This window comes from Armatimonadota bacterium (assembly GCA_037138755.1).
Lineage (GTDB): Bacteria > Armatimonadota > Fimbriimonadia > Fimbriimonadales > Fimbriimonadaceae > Fimbriimonas.
Map to the genome: position 1 here is coordinate 260126 of JBAXHT010000003.1, position 19003 is coordinate 279128.

The 19003-nt window shown below is 53.5% G+C and carries 10 protein-coding genes and 1 tRNA gene; 5 read left to right on the forward strand and 6 right to left on the reverse strand.

From position 1 onward, the window contains the following. Positions 1–189: 189 nt before the first annotated feature. On the reverse strand, positions 190–927 hold the full coding sequence (locus WCK51_13575; GenBank protein ID MEI7577917.1) for a prepilin-type N-terminal cleavage/methylation domain-containing protein: 738 nt from the start codon (positions 925–927) through the stop codon (positions 190–192). Between the two features lie 296 nt (positions 928–1223). On the opposite strand from WCK51_13575, the gene WCK51_13580 reads away from it, so the two are divergent. Next, positions 1224–1311 (forward strand) — tRNA-Ser (locus WCK51_13580). 8 nt (positions 1312–1319) lie between these two features. On the opposite strand, the gene WCK51_13585 is transcribed toward WCK51_13580, so the two are convergent. From WCK51_13585 to WCK51_13595, 3 genes are all read right to left on the reverse strand, one after another. After that, positions 1320–3608: a glycosyltransferase family 4 protein gene (locus WCK51_13585; GenBank protein MEI7577918.1), complete on the reverse strand. Its 2289-nt coding sequence runs from the start codon at positions 3606–3608 to the stop codon at positions 1320–1322. Positions 3609–3686: 78 nt separating this feature from the next. Next, the gene (locus tag WCK51_13590) at positions 3687–4364 is read right to left on the reverse strand and encodes a hypothetical protein (protein ID MEI7577919.1); all 678 of its coding nucleotides are present in this window, start codon (positions 4362–4364) and stop codon (positions 3687–3689) included. A gap of 1 nt (position 4365) precedes the next feature. Further along, positions 4366–4827, reverse strand: a complete 462-nt coding sequence (locus WCK51_13595; protein ID MEI7577920.1) for a DUF1579 family protein — start codon at positions 4825–4827, stop codon at positions 4366–4368. Positions 4828–5225: 398 nt separating this feature from the next. Here WCK51_13595 and WCK51_13600 point away from each other — a divergent pair, with 398 nt between their 5' ends. Further along, positions 5226–6116, forward strand: a complete 891-nt coding sequence (locus WCK51_13600) for a hypothetical protein (protein ID MEI7577921.1) — start codon at positions 5226–5228, stop codon at positions 6114–6116. Positions 6117–6248: 132 nt separating this feature from the next. On the opposite strand, the gene WCK51_13605 is transcribed toward WCK51_13600, so the two are convergent. After that, positions 6249–9212 (reverse strand): glycosyl hydrolase, encoded by a 2964-nt coding sequence (locus WCK51_13605; GenBank protein MEI7577922.1) that lies wholly within the window; start codon positions 9210–9212, stop codon positions 6249–6251. Further along, on the reverse strand, positions 9209–11734 hold the full coding sequence (locus WCK51_13610; GenBank protein MEI7577923.1) for a DPP IV N-terminal domain-containing protein: 2526 nt from the start codon (positions 11732–11734) through the stop codon (positions 9209–9211). The genes WCK51_13605 and WCK51_13610 overlap by 4 nt, the downstream gene beginning before the upstream one ends. A gap of 77 nt (positions 11735–11811) precedes the next feature. Here WCK51_13610 and WCK51_13615 point away from each other — a divergent pair, with 77 nt between their 5' ends. The 3 genes from WCK51_13615 to WCK51_13625 are packed head-to-tail and all read left to right on the forward strand — an operon-like array spanning position 11812 to position 18922. Next, on the forward strand, positions 11812–13146 hold the full coding sequence (locus WCK51_13615; GenBank protein MEI7577924.1) for an alpha/beta fold hydrolase: 1335 nt from the start codon (positions 11812–11814) through the stop codon (positions 13144–13146). 25 nt (positions 13147–13171) lie between these two features. Further along, positions 13172–15850, forward strand: a complete 2679-nt coding sequence (locus WCK51_13620) for a DUF5703 domain-containing protein (protein MEI7577925.1) — start codon at positions 13172–13174, stop codon at positions 15848–15850. Positions 15851–15892: 42 nt separating this feature from the next. Beyond that, positions 15893–18922, forward strand: coding sequence for a family 78 glycoside hydrolase catalytic domain (locus tag WCK51_13625; GenBank protein ID MEI7577926.1), 3030 nt, complete (start codon positions 15893–15895; stop codon positions 18920–18922). Positions 18923–19003: the final 81 nt, after the last annotated feature.

Consider the following 19003-nt stretch of genomic DNA (forward strand, 5'->3'; position numbering starts at 1 on the left):
TGAGCTTACTGTCTTGGTTTTGAGAGGGGCTACTTTCCATAACGCTGCTTGCGCCGTGTGCCAAAGTAAACGGCGAAGAGGAGTTCTTGTGCCTAGATGCACAAGAACTCCCCATAGTTTGCACCAAATCCGAGTTGCTTTGTCAGCTGAGATCCGAAACAGGAGACCTTGGCTAGCCGACTGCGCAGCCTACGCGGGACAGTTTACGTGCCAAGGTGTTCGGGTCGGCTGGCCCGGTGTTGGCGGGATCGGGAACTGACGCATCAGTTGGACACCTGAAAATGGGAGTCCGCAGGGGTCTCTGAGAATGAGTCCCTTCGACATCCACTTGGCATGACCGTCGAAAAAGGTGTTGTTGACGCCGCCTATCTGACCGTCGAGCCACAATACCGGAGGAGTCGTAGCGGACTTGTTGTACAAATTTTTGGGTGGCTCATACCACGAATCGTCGTAGATGCCATTCTTCAAAGTGACAACGACAATCTCGGCGGGGGTTTCAACGCTCGTGTAGTTCAGGCCTTCTGCAGCTCGGTTAGCGACATAAGAACGGGGAACAAAGGGTCGGCCTGATTGACCATCTTCCAGAGGATGTGGCTTTCGCCCTGAATCGCTGGGTGACCAGAGAACGTCGCGATTCTTCAGATAAGGCTGAATCTGGTTCCACCAACGGTTTTCGATTGTCGCACCAAAGGGGGTGAGAGGTCGAGTGCGAGAAGGATCGACGTTATGAGCGAAAAAGAAGATGGTGTCATCCTCGTCCGCCATGTACATCATTAGTCCGATACCAATCTGGCGAGTGTTGGAGAGGCAAGCAGACTTTTTCGCCGATGCCTTGGCCTGGGCAAACACGGGAAACAAGATTGCGGCAAGAATTGCGATGATTGCAATAACTACCAATAGCTCTATTAAAGTGAAGGCGCGTCTCACTTGGAAATCGTATCATGCACTTAGGCCCATCCAGGTTAAGAGATGAAGAAGGTTGTTCTCTGCGTTCGTTCTTCTGCTATTGACCAGTTCGGTTAGCGTGTTGGTCGGGTTGGCGATAGCTCTTACGATTGCCTCATCCGAGAGTGAGTGGGGCCAGCTTTCTTTTTGAGGAGTTTTTGACTCGCAGCCGGCATGCTCAAGGTTCAGGCCGGACTCCTGCGTCTCCCGGGAGATCCCAGGCGGTAGCGAAGTCCGGGCATGGAACCGAGTATTATATTGATCGCAAGACCAAGATTGGAGAGATGGCGGAGTGGTCGATCGCGCTTGTCTTGAAAACAAGAAGCCTGCAAGGGCTCAGGGGTTCGAATCCCCTTCTCTCCTCCAGATTATTCTTACTGCTCGGATCGGAACACAATCGCGGCCCGAGGTGAATACTCCGCCCCACTCTCCAGGCGGAGGGTGGTTTTTCTAGCACTGGCAAGTTCCACGATCGAAGCGAGATAAGCCAAGGTCGATTCGGCCCCTTGATTTTCGTTTAAACCAGTCGCTTCGATTCCATCGTAACAAGCCCCAGTGAACGGATCACCGACATTGAGACCCAGAGCGTTCGTTCCTTGGAACCAGGCGGCGCAGAGCTCTGCCGCCGCGAGGAACCGGCTCTGATGCGTGAGATCATATGCGGTGAGACATGCCGAAAGAGTGCTGCTCGCTTCGATGGGTTGCTGGTCAAACTGGACCGTGCCTAACTCCTCAGGTGACGCCCCAGCGGCTCCGACCGGTGAGAAGAAGCCACCCGCATTGATTTGCGACTCCAAGAGCCATTTCATGGAGTTCACTCCCAGAGCAACGAGAACAGGACGGTTGAGTGTCGTTCCGGCGACCATCAAGGACTGAGGGATCCTTGCGTTCGCATAAGCGAGTCGATCCTCCAGCCATTTCCAATCAGGAGAAGATTCGATCAAGAATCCCCGTTCGAGTCGATTTGCCCCGGCGACAAGAAGCTCCATCGCAGGTAGCGAATCGGGATACCGCTCTAGATAAGCGGCTGCTCCAAGAATTGAGTAAGCCCAGGTCCGGGGGCTGGTGGCCGCCAAAAGACTCGGAGCCGCAGTTTCAAACAGTTTGGACGCTAGCTTGGAATGAGCCCGATTCTTACTCCTTCCCGCAACTGCGCCAACCGACCACAGCGCCCGACCTTGAGAGTCTTCAGAACCTTGAGCTTCTAACCAAGTTCGATCGTATCCCATAAAGTTTCGAAACTTCGAGTTCAATGGGTTGAGAGAGTGAGCTAGGAAGGCGAGGTAACGGGCCTGCAACTCGTTGGTTCGCGGCGACTCGGGGAGTTCCAGAGTCAATAGGAGTGCTCTCGCATTGTCGTCGACGCAGTACCCTTCGTGTCGATTAGGAACGCTAAAGGTAGCGTGCTGAAGAATCCCAGTATCGTCCGTGAGACGCTCAAGATGGCTCAGATTGATCTCGCATTTCGTCTGCGACACTGAAGGCTGCACCAAGATTGGGATCAGTTTGGAGTCGCTCACCGCTTGACTAAAGCTGTCGAGATACAGCTGCCCGACGCGCTCCCAATGCATGAGAGAACCGTACTTGGCGGCCCTGTCCCCCATTGTCCTCCTGACGCTGGGTTGGGTCCAACTGTTGATGACGGCATCGGCAATTGGCCCGCTTTCGGCAAATGGAACCAAAATTCCTCGCCCTTCAGCCAGAACTTCCTTCGCGTATTCGTATGGTGTGGATAAAACGACCTTGCCGGCACCCATTGAATATGCAAGCGTCCCTGACGTAATCTGCGCCGCGTTCAAGTACGGCGTAATATAAAAGTCCATCGCCGAAAGATATGAAAGGAGCTGTTCCAGACTGACGAAGTCGTCGACAAACTCGACACTCTCAGATAATCCAAGCTCCTTAACCGTCTTTTCCAAGTTTTTTCGGTAGGATTCCCCGCTGAATGCCTTGACGTGCGGATGGGTTGCGCCCACCACAAGATACTTGGCCTCCTGACACCTGGCAAGAATCTCAGGCATCGCCTGAATGACATGCTCGACGCCTTTGTCAGGTGAGAGCAATCCGAAGGTGAGAAGTATCGGCCCCGCACCTCCAATTTTGGCGCGCATTTCGGTGCCAGCGGCTTTTGATATCTTTGGAATTCCGTGGGGGATAAAGTCGATCTTTGAGGCGTCCACGGAATGGACTCTGTGCAGGAGGTCTATTGCCGTTCGGCTCATGACAATCACTCGTGTCGAGAGTTGCAGAAGCTCTTCCATAACCGCCCGCTGGTCAGGAGTAGGATTTCTCAGAACTGTATGGAGCGTCGTCACGACTGGCATCTTCACAGCTCGGATCAGGTCAAGCAGATACCGACCCGCATCTCCACCGAAGATTCCATATTCATGTTGGATCGAAAGGACGTCATATCTTCTCTCGTTGAGCTGTTCGGCTACTGCTGTGTACCGGGCGCGATTGCCTACCTCGATCACCGTCACTTCGGACGAGTGATTGTCTTGCAAGTCGCTCATCACAAAGGGATCAACCTTGACCAGAGGGTCCGCAGTGCAGAATGAGTTGGCTAAATCCGCTGTAAATGTCGCGATTCCGCATCTTCGCGGTGGGTAGGTGCCAAGGATTGCGATTGATTGAATTTCTGCTCGGCTTTTCTGGTTGGGCACAACTGTCCGTACTCCGCATATGACGAAGTGTCGCAAGTTGTGAAATTACTTTTCGCTTTTTGCTCAAACGAAAAATGGTCAGCTAAGCCTAAAATCTCCAGGTGCTAGGTCGAACTCTTGAGTGGCTTTGATGCCGTCAATGCTAGATCCGTAACCTGAAAGCAATTCGGTCATCCCTGCCCGAGCAAGGACTCGATCTTTATGCATCACTATTTCCAGACCATGGTCTTTATCCCAAGATGTCTGAAACTCAAAGCCAACGAAGGCATGATCCTCCAACCCATTTGAATCCAAAACGATTCCAACCAGCTTGAAAAATTTGTCGATTTGCATTTCCGCATCGGGAATGGCAGATTGAATCATTTTCCAATGATCCGCGAATGGTCCGCCGTCTTCAATCTCTTCTGCAAGCAGAGTGAGGTCGCTTTGCTGAATTTGAAGGAGTTTTGCTCGGAGCCTTTCCTCGATTACGACAGAATTGTCCAGAAGAAACATCCATCCATTCTCGCGAAGCTGTGTCGCCTCCGGATTTTTGTCGAAGACAAAAACCGGCACTTCGGCGTCTTCAACTCGAGAATTGTAACCAGAAGGTTCTAGGGGGTAAGGCTTGTTTTCCAACTTTCCCTTGTGAAAATCCTCATCGTAAACCGCAAACGCTGACACAAATGATTTCAGAACCAGTTTTGGTGTTGTGAACGACCAACGCTCATCCGGAAACTCCTTATCTGGTTTGAATTGGTTGAGAAAATCGCTCATGTCAATTCCGCTTATAGTGACAACGTACCGCCCAGTCTTCTTTACCATCCGGATGAATGTTCGTCATCTCGAATTGCAAGATTTCTCCGTTCAAACTAAGTTCGAACCGCCAGCCCCATTCAGGCCCGGAACCGGCGGAATAGTGACCCAGAACCGAGATTGAATTGTCCTTGTCCCACTTCCCGGACATGGTCATAACGTTTGGACTCTGATGCCAGGAATCAACCCAGCCCACTGTCACATTGCCCCCCAGCTTGTTCCCAGCAATCAACAAGACTCCGTGCTGAACAGCTCCTTCGTAGCTCCAGCGATACTCAATCTGCGCAAACGATCCGCGAGGTCCAACATCGATGTGCAGAGAAGAATTGGAATCGTATGGCTCCTTGCTCTGCCATGGAAGACTGAGGGACGATGTGCCATCCCACCAGCCGAGAGCATCTTCAAAAAACTTTGGAACTGGCATGGCGGCATTTTATCAGAGTAATGGCTAAGTTGGACACGAATTGTGCATTGAGCGAAGGCAATGTTATAATCCGGTTAGGTGTAGTTATGCTGAGTGTAAACAGTCTGCTTTTCCTTGCAATCCCAGTTGCAACACTGCACAGTTGTTCGGGGGTTGCCCCGGCTCCAAGTAGCGAAGTTTTGGCATATCAAAGTTCAAAAAGAGGCGGTGTTGTCGATCGTGAGGACCCATTTTTGCAGGGAGTCTTCCCAATTGGCGTATTCTCACAACCTGAACAGTCCTTTGCAAAATGGAAGTCTCGGGGAATAAACACGATTCTTGAAACGCCACAAGGACATGATCCTGTCAGCTGGGACCGTGCCGCACAAGTTGCAGGTCTATACGTTATTCGCCGCCCAATGCAGAACCCACGACAGGACATCGGACGCAAGGACCTGTTGGCTTGGTCTCACTGGGATGAGCCAGACGCGGCAGGGCGTATCGCTGAGTGGACGCCGATGTTTGAGAAGACCGCAGCCGAATGGCGCGCCATCGATCCGAACCGCAAGATCTTTATCAATTTCGCGGGACCCGACCTGAGTTGGTTCACGCAACTCGGCGACGCGTACTCAAAGAAATACGCCTCTTACTATCCCAGATTGATTGCATCGGCAGATTGGATTGCCAACGATCTTTATCCGTGTGGAGGTTGGCTCAATCAGTCGCAAACTCGAAGGCGTGGTGACATCACTCTCCTGGGTGAGCCGATTAGGATATTGAAGGGTCTCACCTCGAAACCCCAGTTCGCCTTTATTGAAGCCAGCGAGATTGAACGAGGAAATGTTGAGGGAGCGCGCTGCCCCAGCGTCGCCGAATTCAGGGCCGAAATTTGGTATGCCCTTACGCAGGGTGTCCGAGGCATTTTCTACTTTCCTGCCGTCGTCGGGAAGAGCGGATTTCAGTTTGATGGTGCTCCATCGGATATCGTCTCTGAAATGTCGAAGCAGAACGCGATTATTGCACGAATTGATCGACTGCTACAGTCCGAGGTTGATCCCTCCGGCCTGAAGGCAGCGACGCCTCCGGGGGTCATTGCCGGCTGGAGACGAAGAGGTCGCGAAATTCTGCTGATTCTAGTCAATACCCGCGCCCAGACCGTAGCAGAAACAGATATCTCGCTGGCAGGTTTGGGCAATGTGACTTCTGCCAACTCCTTAATCGACGGGAAGTCAACAACTGTCACGTCAGGGAAGCTTCGTACCTCTTTTGCGGCACTTGGTGTCCAGGTACTCCAGTTCCAGACTGATTGAAACTGGGAAATATGCTCACCACCCCCCCCCCCACGGGTCGGTGAGCACAACGCATTGCCAGGAGCTGACGGTTCTGGGCGATGTTGCCTTGAAACTCCAACTATCGCAACCGCCAAAAACCTCCGGCTAAACCTAAGGCTTAGCCAGTTGCTTTTGTACGACGGCGAGGCGATTCAGCTGGACTTGCAGTTCTGCAGACAAGAGTCGGAAAACTTCACGAGCTTGGTCTGTCGGCTTTGTTGATCCGTTCATCGCGTTGCTGAAGACTCCGGCGAGTTTATCATTGAGCCGTATCGGGTAGTTCAGAGGATCTTGACCGCTCTTGTTTTTTGTCTGGTAGATCGCTTCTTCGATGCTGGTGAGCTCTTTCGTGATCTCCGCCGAGGGGTTCTTTTCACGAAGTTCTCGGCAGGTCTTCACCGCACGGTTTGCCTCGGTAAGCCTCGCCGACACCCTTTGGAGGAACTCGAACTGGGCGACAAGGTCTTTGTCCGAACCGACCGCCGTCGGATCGCGTTGCCACTTAAACTGGTGGGTGAACTTCTCGCCATCGATGGTGGTCTCGAGTGTGTACCTACCTGGCGGAGCTTGAATCGGCTGCGGGAAGCCCGACCAAAGGATCATCCCAGGCACGGTCTCCCATGAAGGATATTCGAGCCAGAGCGAAGTTCTTTGGAATCCAGCGGTTCCTGCTCGCGTCCGCTTCAAGACGACGTTGCCTTTGGCGTCCCGTACGACCATCTCGACTGATTTAGCCTCCTTGGGTAGGTAGTAGGAAACCACCAATCCAGAGAGAGGGTTTGTCCCGATCTCACTGATCGGCGTCCCTGATCCAGGAGCTCGACGACGGGTGAAGCCTCCGCCCCAGCGAACTGCCACGGGGTCCTTGGGAGCGAACACAATCTGCTTCGCGCCAGGGGCTAACTGTTGCAATGGCGTCACATCGTCCAGAACCCAGAATCCCCGTCCGTGGGTTGCGGCGATCAAGTCATCGTCCTTCCAAGCAAGGTCATGAACGGGGGTAACGGGCAGATTCAGACTCAGCGGCTGCCAGTTGGAGCCAGCATCAAAGCTGACGAGAACACCTCGCTCGGTACCACCGTAAAGGAGACCTTTTCGCTTCCGGTCTTCCCTAATCACCCTGAAGAACTCGTCTTTCATGACACCACCGGTGATTGGAGTCCAAGTCGCGCCGTAGTCCGTCGTTCGATATGCATGCGGGGCATAGTCATCGTTTTCGTGATTATCCACCGCTGCGTAGGCGGTGCCCGTATCAAACGGAGATGCCTCGATCATGCTAACAAGACCGTTTTTCGGCATGGTAGGCGGAGTGATCTCCTTCCAGCTTCTCCCTCCGTCCCGAGTGACATGGATTCGGCCGTCGTCCGAACCAGCCCAGAGCACATTCTTGTCTTTGGGAGATTCGGCGAGGGTGAACACCGTTCCGTAGTACTCAACACTTGTGTTGTCCTTGGTGATTGGACCTCCCGAGGGACCCATCGTCGACTTGTCATTACGCGTCAAGTCAGGGCTGATCCGCCGCCAGCTCTGCCCCATGTTCGTACTCTTCAGAACGAATTGTGAACAAGTGTAAAGGACGTTTGGGTTGTGCTGAGAGAACAGGATCGGATAGGTCCATTGGAAGCGGTATTCGCTGTCTTCTGCGCCATGTCCCATCGGGTTGTTCGGCCACGGGTCAACCGCGCGGCTTTGTCCCGTTCGGTGATTGATCCACGACAGATCTCCTCCGTACGATCCGCCGAACACGATATCTGGGTCGTTCGGCTTGACTGCGATGTACCCACTCTCCCCTCCTGCTGTACTGGTCCAATCCTTTTCGCCAATGTTTCCACCTTGTTTGCGACTCACGATTCGAATCGTGCTGTTATCTTGCTGGGCGCCAAGAATTCGATAGGGGAAAGCGTTATCAGTTGTGACATGATAGAACTGGCCCGTGGAGTAGGTTGACTCCGTCCAGGTTTTTCCGCCATCTAGTGAGACATTAGCTCCGCCGTCGTTTGCCTCAATCATTCGACTTGGATCATCAGGGCTCACCCAGAGATCGTGATTGTCCCCATGCGGGGGGTTAAGTTGAGTGAAGGTTTTGCCTCCATCAGTCGACTTACCGAATCCCACGTTGAGCGCATACACCTCATCCTTGTTCTTTGGACCCGCGTAGACATGGGTGTAGTACCAGGCGCGCTGTCGCCAGTTCCGATCTGAGTTAACGAGTTGCCACGTCTTTCCCGCGTCATCGCTCCGGAAGAGTCCTCCGTCCAAGGCTTCGATCTGAGCATAGTAACGCTTGGAATCAACCGGCGAAATCGTGAAGCCAATCTTGCCAACAGTTCCTTTTGGGAGTCCCTCATTCCGGCTAATGTCGTCCCAGGTCTCCCCGCCATCGGTGGATTTCCACAGTTTGGAACCCGGGCCGCCTGAGTTCATCGAGTATGGCGTTCGCCAAGCTTCCCAAGTGGCGGCGAGGACGGTATTACTGTCGTTCGGATCGAGGGTGATGTGCACTGCTCCGGCCTTCTCAGACTCAAAAAGAACCTTCCGCCAGCTTGCCCCACCGTCGGTCGTTTTGTAAACGCCTCGCTCTCGATTCGGGCCATAAACATGGCCAAATGCGGCGACGAGAATCTTGTCTGGATCTTTGGGATCAATTACAATTCGGGAGATCGTTTGGCACTCTTTCAGCCCAATGTGCGACCAACTTTTGCCGCCGTCCTTCGACCGATAAACCCCATCACCATGGGAAATGTTGCCTCGAATATCACGCTCTCCAGTCCCGGCGATGATGATATCCGGGTTGCTCGGGGCCACCGCAAGCGCGCCCACGGACGCCGTGCCGAACGTGTTATCGCTCACTTGCGACCAACTCACCCCAGAGTCGGTAGATTTCCAGACTCCGCCACCTGTGGCTCCAAAGAAAAACTCTTTCGGTCGTTGGATACTTCCTGCGACGGCGATGGAACGGCCGCCGCGAGCTGGTCCCACATTTCGCCAAGACATGCCGGCAAAAAGGTCCGGGTTAACCTGGCCGAAGGTGATCGCGCCAAGTCCAAACAGCAAGAGAGAAGAAAGGAGTTTCACGGTGCGATCACCATGTCCACGCCGGAAGGAAGCGGAGCGCCCATCAGATGCTGCACGAAGTATTCGTACATCCGTTGAGTGAAGTAGTTTTGCATCGGCCCGAAGCCGTGAGCTTGCCCTGGCATCGACATGAAGTCAAATCGCTTGTTTGCCTTGATGAGTGCATCCATGAGCCTTACGGTACCTGCGTAGTGGACGTTGTTATCCATATCTCCGTGAACCAGGAAAAGGTGCCCCTTCAAGTTCGCAGCGAGTTCGGCGTTTGTCGGGACTTTAATGTCAAAGCGGGTACCGGTAGTGCCGTAGCCACTATCGAACTGTGGATCATCCCAACCGAGGTAGTCATCGTAGGGTTTAGCTTCAGTGGCTTTTGCCGTAGTCGTCACAGGAACTTCCTTGAGGCCGTGGTGCTGTTCACTCCAGTTCTGGTTGTACACGTTGTTATCGTGGTTGCCCGCGCTAGAAACTCCAACTTTGAAGAAGTCGTTGTATGGTGGCAACATGAGCGCCGCAGCGGTCATGAAACCTCCCCCCGAGTGGCCGTAGATACCTACTCGGTCGATGTCGATCCAAGGATTCTGGGCCGCTAGTTGCTCGATTCCCGCTTTCTTGTCGGCGAGGCCGTAGTCCCGCAGGTTGTAGTACCCGTAGCTGTGGTAGGCGTTGGAACGGGCCGGGTTTCCACCTCGGTTTCCGATTTGAATCACGATGAAGCCGAGTTGGGCGAGCCGCTGGTTTCCAGCGGTTGCCGAGAATGCGGTTGTCACTGACTCCGTCTGAGGGCCTGGGTAGACGTTTGCGATGATTGGATACTTCTTGGTTTTGTCGAAGTCGAACGGTAGCCACATGTTTCCGTAGATGTCCGTCACTCCGTCGGCGGCTTTGACCTGAAAGGTCTTAGGCATCTTCCAGCCCGTTTGATAGAGCCGACTCAGGTCCGTTTTTTCGAGCTCAAGAATCATCTTGCCTTCGTTGTCGCGTAGAACTGCCGAGGGTTCCAAGTCGGTCCGCGAGGAAACGTCGACAGAGTAGTTCTTCGACGTCGTAAGAACGGTGTTGTGATCTGCGTCGCCTTTATCAAGTAGCGTGAGATCCTTTCCGTTGAGCTCAACTCGGTAGAGGTGGCGATAGTATGGGTTCTCGTCGTCCTCGCGACCATTGGAAGCGAACCACATTCGACCCTTCTCGGGTTCGACGTCGACCAGGGTGCTCGCCCGGTAAGGCCCGCTCGTGATTGCGTTTTTCAGCTTCCCGTCGTTCGAGTACAAATAGAAGTGCCCCCAACCGGTCCGCTCTGACCACCAGATGAAGTCGCCCCCCGGCTTCAAGTATCGAATCTGTTGAGACTCCAGAAACGCGTTCTCAACCGATTCCGTGAGTAGAACCGTAGTCATCTTCGTCTTGACGTCATAGTCGCAGACTTCTAAGTTTCGTTGAAGCCGATCTCGCCTAACGAACCGGATCACATCAGAAGACGCATCCTGGAAGTGCATGTCCATGGCCCGCTGATCCTTCCACTTGCCGATCTCCATCTTGCTAATGGTTTTAGTTTCAGGCTCAAAGACGTACGTCTCTTGCTGAGGGACTTCGACCTCGCCGGGCATCGCGTACTTGTAAGTCATGAGGGATGGCCGAGGCAGGGTCAAGCTGTTCACTAAGAAGAGGTCTTTGACTCTTCTTTGGTCGGTTCGACTCGTGTAGAACCGCTTGGAGTCCTTCGACCAGGTTCCCCCAGCACGAACCCTCTGCTCGTTACTACTCGCACCGCCACCTTGGGTGGTGGTTGTCCCATCTTGTTGCATCATCTGCTGGAGCTCGGCTTGCTCGGAGCGAGAGCCAAAGCTGTAGTCCTTGACCCCATCTTTGCTCAGTTGGACCGGCGGTTGCTCTTTCTTATCGACTACAGAAACATAGTAGAGGTTGTGATCTTGAGCGTAGATAAATGCACTCTTATCGGGTGACCAGTTGCGGAAATCTCGCGCCGCAGCCGCTCCGCCGGCCCCCCGGCCTCCACCGAAGCCGCCCCCGCCGCCCGTCCTACCAATGTAAGCCGGGTCCTCCAGCGGAGTTGGAGCTGGAGGCGTCTCTTTCGGTTTCTCAAGCTTCTTGAATTCGTCTTTCTCAGTGTCGTAGCTGAAGAGGATGTTGTCGACAGTGAACTTGATCAGTCGGTCGTTCTTATCTTCAAATGTCAATGTCGTCAGAGGTAAGTTTGTCGTGTCATACGGTTTCTTCGTGTATTCGCTCAGGTACGCCGCCATCTTCGCTGAGTCGAAAAGCGGCTCTTTCTTCCTTGCTTTTGGGTTCACTCGCCAAAACTTGACGCCCTTGCTATCCTTCCACGAATACCAAAATTCATCGGTCTTGTTGATGAAGTTCGGAGTCAGGGATGTGCTGTAGACATATTGTCGGATGTAGTTTCCGCCGAACTGATTCATGAGTTTCCAGTTCGCCTGGGGCTGTTCCTGAGCGGATAAGACTCCCGAAACCCCGAGCACAAGAATCAAAGCGAATAAACGCATGAAGCGCAGTTTAGTTCAATTCCGCTATTCTTTTGCAACTGGAACTGTACCGTAGTTACAAACAGTAATATCAATTCATGCTCCGATCGTTGAGTCTCATCGCTATCACCTCATTGACCTTTTTCTCCCAAGCCCAAGAGCTGCCAAGACGCGGAGCCCTTGGTCTTCAAATGGTCCCGCTGACCGCAGAAGAAGCTAAGGCCAACGGCATGAAGGCTGGAGTCAAGGCGGCAGGCGTCCTGCCCGGACTGACCGCCGAAGCCCTGAAGTTAGAGCCGGGCGATATCCTGGTCAGCATCAACAAGAAGCCGATCCAGGCGAACACCGACGTCTCGGCAATCTTGAGAACTCTTCGGGCAGGTGAACTCATCACGGTCGTGACGAAGCGGGGCAAGTTCGTGATGACCACCACGACCAAGCTCATCGAGAAGCCAAAGCAGAAGCCGGACGGATTTGAGGTTGTCTACACTCACGTCGTCAGTAACGGAAACCGCATTAGAGTCATTGCAACTCATCCCAAGGGCGATGGTCCATTCCCAACGCTGTTTGTCATTGGCGGAATTGGCTCCTACAGCATGGATGGGGAATTCAAAGCGGTCCCTTACGGCAACATTCTTGAACCTATCAGCAAAGCCGGCTACGCAATTGTTCGCACTGAAAAGCCGGGTCAAGGAGATAGCGATGGACCCGCCTACACCGACTTGCTGTTTAACGACGAACTAGACGCGTACATCACATCACTTAGAAAGGTGAAGACTCTTCCGTTTGTCGACAAGAATCGGATCGCGATTTTTGGCCACTCGATGGGCGGAGCTTTTGGGCCGCTCGTCGGAGCTGCAGAATCTGTCGCCGGAATCGCGTCTTGCGCCACCATGTACAAAAGCTGGATTGAGTACAACCTGGAAAACTCTCGCCGACAATCCGCTCTGGCCGGAGCCACGGGTCCCGAGATCGAGAAGCAACAGGTTGACCTGAGCAAGATTCTTCACTACACCTACAACGATCAGCTCCTGCCAGCCCAGATCATCAAGAAGTATCCAGCGCTCAAGGCGGCCGTGATGGACACCTACCCAGACGGCAAAACCTATTCAGGAGTAGGAATCAAGTTTTTCCAGCAGCTCTCCCAAAAGAACCTCCCCGAAGCTTGGGTTAAGGCAAACACCCGAGTGCTTTCGCTTTGGGGAGATGCCGACTTCATCAGCACGGGATGGGATCAGGAAGAAATTGCCAACTGCGTCAACGCCGCACGTCCCGGCTACGGGGAGTTCAGACTTCTCAAGAATGCCGACCACGGCTTCTTCCAAACCACGTCGTTCAAGGACAGCATGTCGAAGTGGGGTAAGCCAGGCAATGTACACAACCCAGAAGTCACGTCCGTGCTTCTTGAGTGGCTTGGCCGCGTACTCAAATAGCGAAGCCTTGAGGTAGCGTGATGACATGCGAGTATTCGCTTTGCTCGTCACGTTACTCATGTCTGGTTCAGTGTTCGCAAAATCTGTTCAGCAAGATCTAGTCAAGCAAGATATTGTCTGGACAACGCCGTCTGTCGATGCGGCTGGCTCAATGCCGATCGGGAACGGCGAGGTTGTTCTGAACGCATGGGTGGACGCGAGGACGAGCGAGATTTGCCTTCTGATTGCTCGTACAGATGCGCTGTCGGAGATCGCCAGAATTCTGAAGATCGGACGCGTCCGGGTGAAGCTAACTCCAAACCCGTTTGTTGGAGGTTCTTTTGAACAGAGACTTGATCTCTATAACGGCCAAATTCACTTTAGGGGCAAAGATGCATCACTGACGCTGTTTGTCGATTCAGACAACCATGTGGTGCACTTGACCGGCACCTCTAAGTTGCCAGTCATAGCCCAGGTAACTACTGATAACTGGCGCGATACTGACCGTCCGCTGCCTGAAATTGACTTTAACTCCGCCTGGAGCGCAAAAGGGGCTCCGGTCGCGCTCGTGGAATCTGCCGACGTTCCAATTGATCGGCGAAGGAATAACCAGATCGGCTGGTACCACACGAATCGTTCATCGATTGTCCCTGTCCTGTTAGCGGAGCAGACCTTGACGGGGCTCAACGGCACCTTTGATCCGCTGCTGGGCAGAACCTTTGGGGCAGTAATCTCGGGAGCTGAGATGACGGCCGAAGGCAAGACTAAGCTGGTTTCACAGTCGCCTTCCAAGGCGATTAACGTGAACATCGCGGTTCATACCAACCGCGAATTGAGTGCTTGGGAATCCGAAACGGTGACCCTGTTGGCTCGTTCCCCTTCCGAAGCAGCTTCTGCTCGGACGAAGAAATGGTGGAACCAATACTGGGACCGATCCTACGTCTTCGTGGAGGAGAAGCTTCCCTCGAAGGCAATTCCCGACAACGACTTCCCGATCCGGCGTGGCCAAGATTCTAACGGACAAAACATGCTACCCGGCTCGATCCGCGAGTGGAAATACTCCAACTCTGTTGATCCGAAACAGGTGGAGCAAGACTTCGGCCACTGGCTGGACAGCATGGACTCGGATGTTCCGTTCCATCCGAAGGACCTCACCCTCAGGGCTTACATTCATTTAACAGAGCTGAAACCAGGCCGAATCTTTGACAAGCTGACCGCGGGTCGCAACGACGGATTTCTTCTCGATACTCACCCCGGAGACTCACTTCGGTTCATCGTCGGCGATAAAGAGATCACGGCGAAAGGTGTCCTCACAGTTGGCAAAACCTACGCCGTTGAAGCAAGTTTCAACAGCGCAACCGGTGAAGCTAAAATCTTTCTCGATGGAAAACAAGTAGCCTCTTCGCCCGCTGAACTAGGCTCGCCAATCACTCGTGGCTACACGCTCCAACGCTACGTCCAAGCTTGCCAAGGTCGCGGAAATCTTCCGATCAAGTTCAACGGGGGTTACTACACGGTAGAGCCGACCGCAATGGGACGGCAAACAAACTCAGATTTCCGTAACTGGGGAGACGCCTTCTGGTTCCAAAATACTCGGCACGTGTATCATCCGATGCTCGCCAACGGGGATTTTGACATGATGGAGCCGTTTTGGCGACTCTACGAAGACGCTCTGCCTCTCGCCAAGAGCCGGGCAGCGAGCTACCACGGTGTAAAGGGTGCCTACTTCCCGGAAACGATGACTGCATTTGGGACCTACGCGGGCAGTGATTACGGTTGGGATCGCAAAGGTCTCAAGCCAAACGAAGTTCAGTGCCCGTGGTGGGACGATGCCTGGAACCAAGGGCTTGAACTGGTCAACCTAATGCTGGATCGTTTTGACTACACTCAAGACCGAGCCTTTTTGACCAAACGAGTTCTGCCAATGGCCGACGAAGTGCTCGCATACTTCGATTCGCGCTTCAAACGCGACGGAAAAGGAAAGCTCTTGATTGATCCAACCCAAGTTGTCGAAACGTATTGGGACGGGGTGGTAAACGATATGCCGGTGGTTTCGGGTCTTCACCGTATTCTTGGTCGCCTGAATTCTCTTCCTGCTGGTGCTGTAAAGCCAAGTCAGGCATCAACTTATTCGAGGCTACTTGGAGAATTGCCCGAACTACCGCTTGAAGTTCGGGACGGTAAGCGACAACTTTCACCTGCCGAGAAGTACATCAAGAAGGAGTCAAACGTTGAAAACGGCGAACTCTATGCAGTCTGGCCCTTTGGCACTGCTTCGCTAGCGCAGTCAAAACTGGTAGTGGAAGCAAAGAATGCTTACGCCACCCGAAAGAATCGTCTTGACACTGGCTGGGGTTACGATGGCAATGTTGCGGCGATGCTGGGAATGACCGAAGAAGCCGCTCGAATTCTCAACGTGAAGGTTCGTAATTCTCACCCCGCCTACCGCTGGCCCGCTACTTGGGGACCCAACTTTGACTGGCTCCCTGACCAGAACCACGGCGGCAACCTGATGACTCAGACCCACTTGATGCTGATGCAGTGCGAGCCTATGGAACTAGGCGGAGCGATTCGACTGCTACCCGCTTGGCCAAAGGATTGGGACGTCAAGTTTCGGCTGTTCGCACCCGGAAAGACGGTGATCGAGTGTGATTTTCGGAATGGCAAGGTCGAGAAACTCAGCGTTACTCCCGAAACTCGGCGGAAAGACATCATCATGCCCTAGTAATGTTGCATTAAAGAGTCGTTCCGGCTAAACTCCGCACAGATGCTAGTTTCCGCCGCCGTCCTCGCCTGTTCGATTCTTCCATATGAACTTCGGATAAATGCACAGACTCAACCGCTCGCGATTCAGGGGCTGGAGCCAACATTCAGCTGGAAGCTCCGCGCATCAGATGCGAAAGCGACGAACCTGCGGCAAACCGGCTACCGGCTGTTGGTTGCCACAAATCCGAACTTGTTGAATCAGGAGATTGGTGACCTTTGGGACACCGGCCGGGTCGCATCGGCTTCGACTTACGGAATTCGCTATGCCGGAAAGGCGCTTAGCCCCAAGCTGAACTGCTTCTGGAGGCTTCAAGTGTGGGATCAGGATGGAGTGGTTTCGGCTTGGACAAAAGTGGAGAAGTTTGGGACCGGTATTCAATCGCCCAAGGACTACTTGGCGAAGTGGATCTACGGGGCCACTCCAAAGGCGTCCACAGGCTTCCTCGATGGGTCGAAGTGGATTTGGGGACACGACGAGGCCGGAGACCAAACTCCGCAAGGGACTCATACTTTCAGCTACACGTGCAGTGCTCCTTTAATCGGGGGCAAAGCAATGCCGACTAAACTTGTCGTGACAGCAGACGATTCCTTCACCGTGTTGATTGATGGCAAAGAAAAGTTCAAGTCGATGGGCACGGACAGCTGGAAAAAGCTCACTGCGATCAGCCTTCCGGAGCTATCAACTGGCGAGCACACAATCAGCATTGTTGCGACCAACGCTTCAAAAAGTCCGGCGGGGGTAATCGGGGCACTAGTTTCTGAACTGGACGGCACCCGAGTCGTCACCCCGACCGATGAACGCTGGCTGATCAATGGACAACCGGTGAAGGTAGTTGGTCCATACGGAATGAATCCGTGGGGCCGACCCGAACCAAAGGAGATGGTCAAGGCTCCTGCACAATACTTCGGCAAAGGCTTTGAAGTAAGCAAGAAAGTCTTCAGAGCAACACTCTATGCCACGGCTCTGGGCATTGCCGATTACGAATTGAACGGCAATCGAATCACCGAAGATTTGTTCACTCCGGGATGGACCGAGTATGAGAAGCAGGTTCTCTACCGAACCTTCGACATAACCAAGTCGATCAAACAAGGCAAGAACAACCTCGGTGCGGTTCTCGGGCAGGGTTGGTACACGGGGTACGTCGCTTGGGGAGCTCAACGGGAGCACTATGGTTCCACTCCGATGCTACTCATGCAAGCTGAGATCGAGTACTCAGACGGAACAACGGAAACCATTGTTACAGACTCCTCTTGGGCTGTGACTGAGGGTCCGATTAGAGACGAGCACTTCCTTCATGGCGAGAAGTTTGACGCGCAGCCTGTAAAGCGAGAAGCGATGGCTGCCAAAGTCGGTAACCCGAACGTGGGTCCCCTGGAAGCTTTCGACGGTGACCCGGTACGAGAGTACGCTCGGCTGAAAGCCAAAACGGTCACAGCGCAGGGCACGGGTAAGTACCAGATCGACTTCGGTCAGAATCTGACCGGGTTCGTTCACCTAAAAGTGAACTACCCAGCAGGAACGAAGATCACAATTCGACACGGAGAGCGGCTCGACCCGAAAGGCAATCTCTACACGGACAATCTTAGGCTTGCTCAGGCAATCGACACCTATACCTGCCGAGGTGGCGGAGAGGAGTGGAATCCTCGATTCACCTTCCATGGCTTCCAGTACATCGAGGTCACCGGTGTGCCAACGCAACCATCGAAGGACACTTTCCAGGCAATTGCCATTTCTTCTTCCACTCCTGAAAGTGGGACCCTCAAAACCAGTGACGCGATGCTCAATCAGCTGGTGAGCAACGCTTGGTGGACGCAGAAGATGAACTTCGTAGACATTCCTACGGACTGCCCGCAGCGCGACGAGCGGCTTGGCTGGACCGGTGACGCTCAGGCTTACATCCGAACCGCAACTTACTACAGTGATGTTCAGGCCTTCTTCCAGAAGTGGCTCGTCACCCTCGACGACTCGCAGGGCGCAGACGGCAACTTCCCCAAGGTTTCTCCGGTACTGAAGGGCCTCGACGATGGCGGGCCGGCTTGGGGAGACGCCGGGGTGATCTGCCCGATGACGATTTATCAGGTGTACGGCGACAAAGACCTGTTGGCGAGGCACTATCCGCAGATGAAGAAGTTTGTCGATTTCTGCCGGGCGCGTTCGACTGCGGACATGCTACCACCGAAGAACTATCACTTGTTTGGCGACTGGCTCAGCATCAACGCCGAGACCCCGCGCGATGTGATTACCACTGCCTACTTCGCGGGGAGTACTAAGATCGTCGCCGACGCGGCTCGCGTCCTTGGCCATCGAGCCGAGGCGGCGGAGTACGACGAACTACATGAAAAGATTCGCACCGGGTTCCAAGGTGCATTTATCGACAAAGATGGCCATGTCAAGGGCGAGACTCAGACGGGATACGTTCTGGCTCTGTTCTTTGACCTTGTTCCTAAGGATCTGATTGAGAAGGCGTCAAGCCACCTCCTTAAGAATATTGAAGATCGGCAGTGGCACCTGTCGACAGGCTTCGTAGGAACTCGTGACCTGATGTACGTCCTGAGCAAGATCGGGCGTAATGACGTTGCTTTCCGACTGCTACACAACAAGACATTTCCTTCGTGGGGATTCCCGATTGTCAACGGTGCGACCAGCATCTGGGAGCGTTGGGACGGCTGGACTCCAGAGAGGGGCTTCCAAGATGTCGGAATGAACTCGTTTGCCCACTATGCTTATGGAGCAGTCGTTGGTTGGATGTTCGAGAAGATCGGCGGAATCAAGGAGTTGAAACCTGGTTTTGAAGAAATTCTGATTGCGCCGGAAATTGATCCCAACCTTACATTCTCAAATTGTGTTTATAAGTCGGTCCGAGGAGACGTAAAGACGTCTTGGAAGGTTTCCAAAGGTGTGCTTACCTTAACCGTGCAGGTGCCTGTTAACGTTAGCGCACTTGTGAAAATGCCAAGTTCCAAAGGCATCACTGAGCATCGAATTGGCTCTGGACAACACACCTTCACCTCGCCGTGGACCGAAAAGTAGCCGATGCGCTCGGAAGGTTGAGTTCGACAGCTGTCAAAAACAATTCCCCTCTTCGAGAGGGGATTTTATATCCTCAAACAG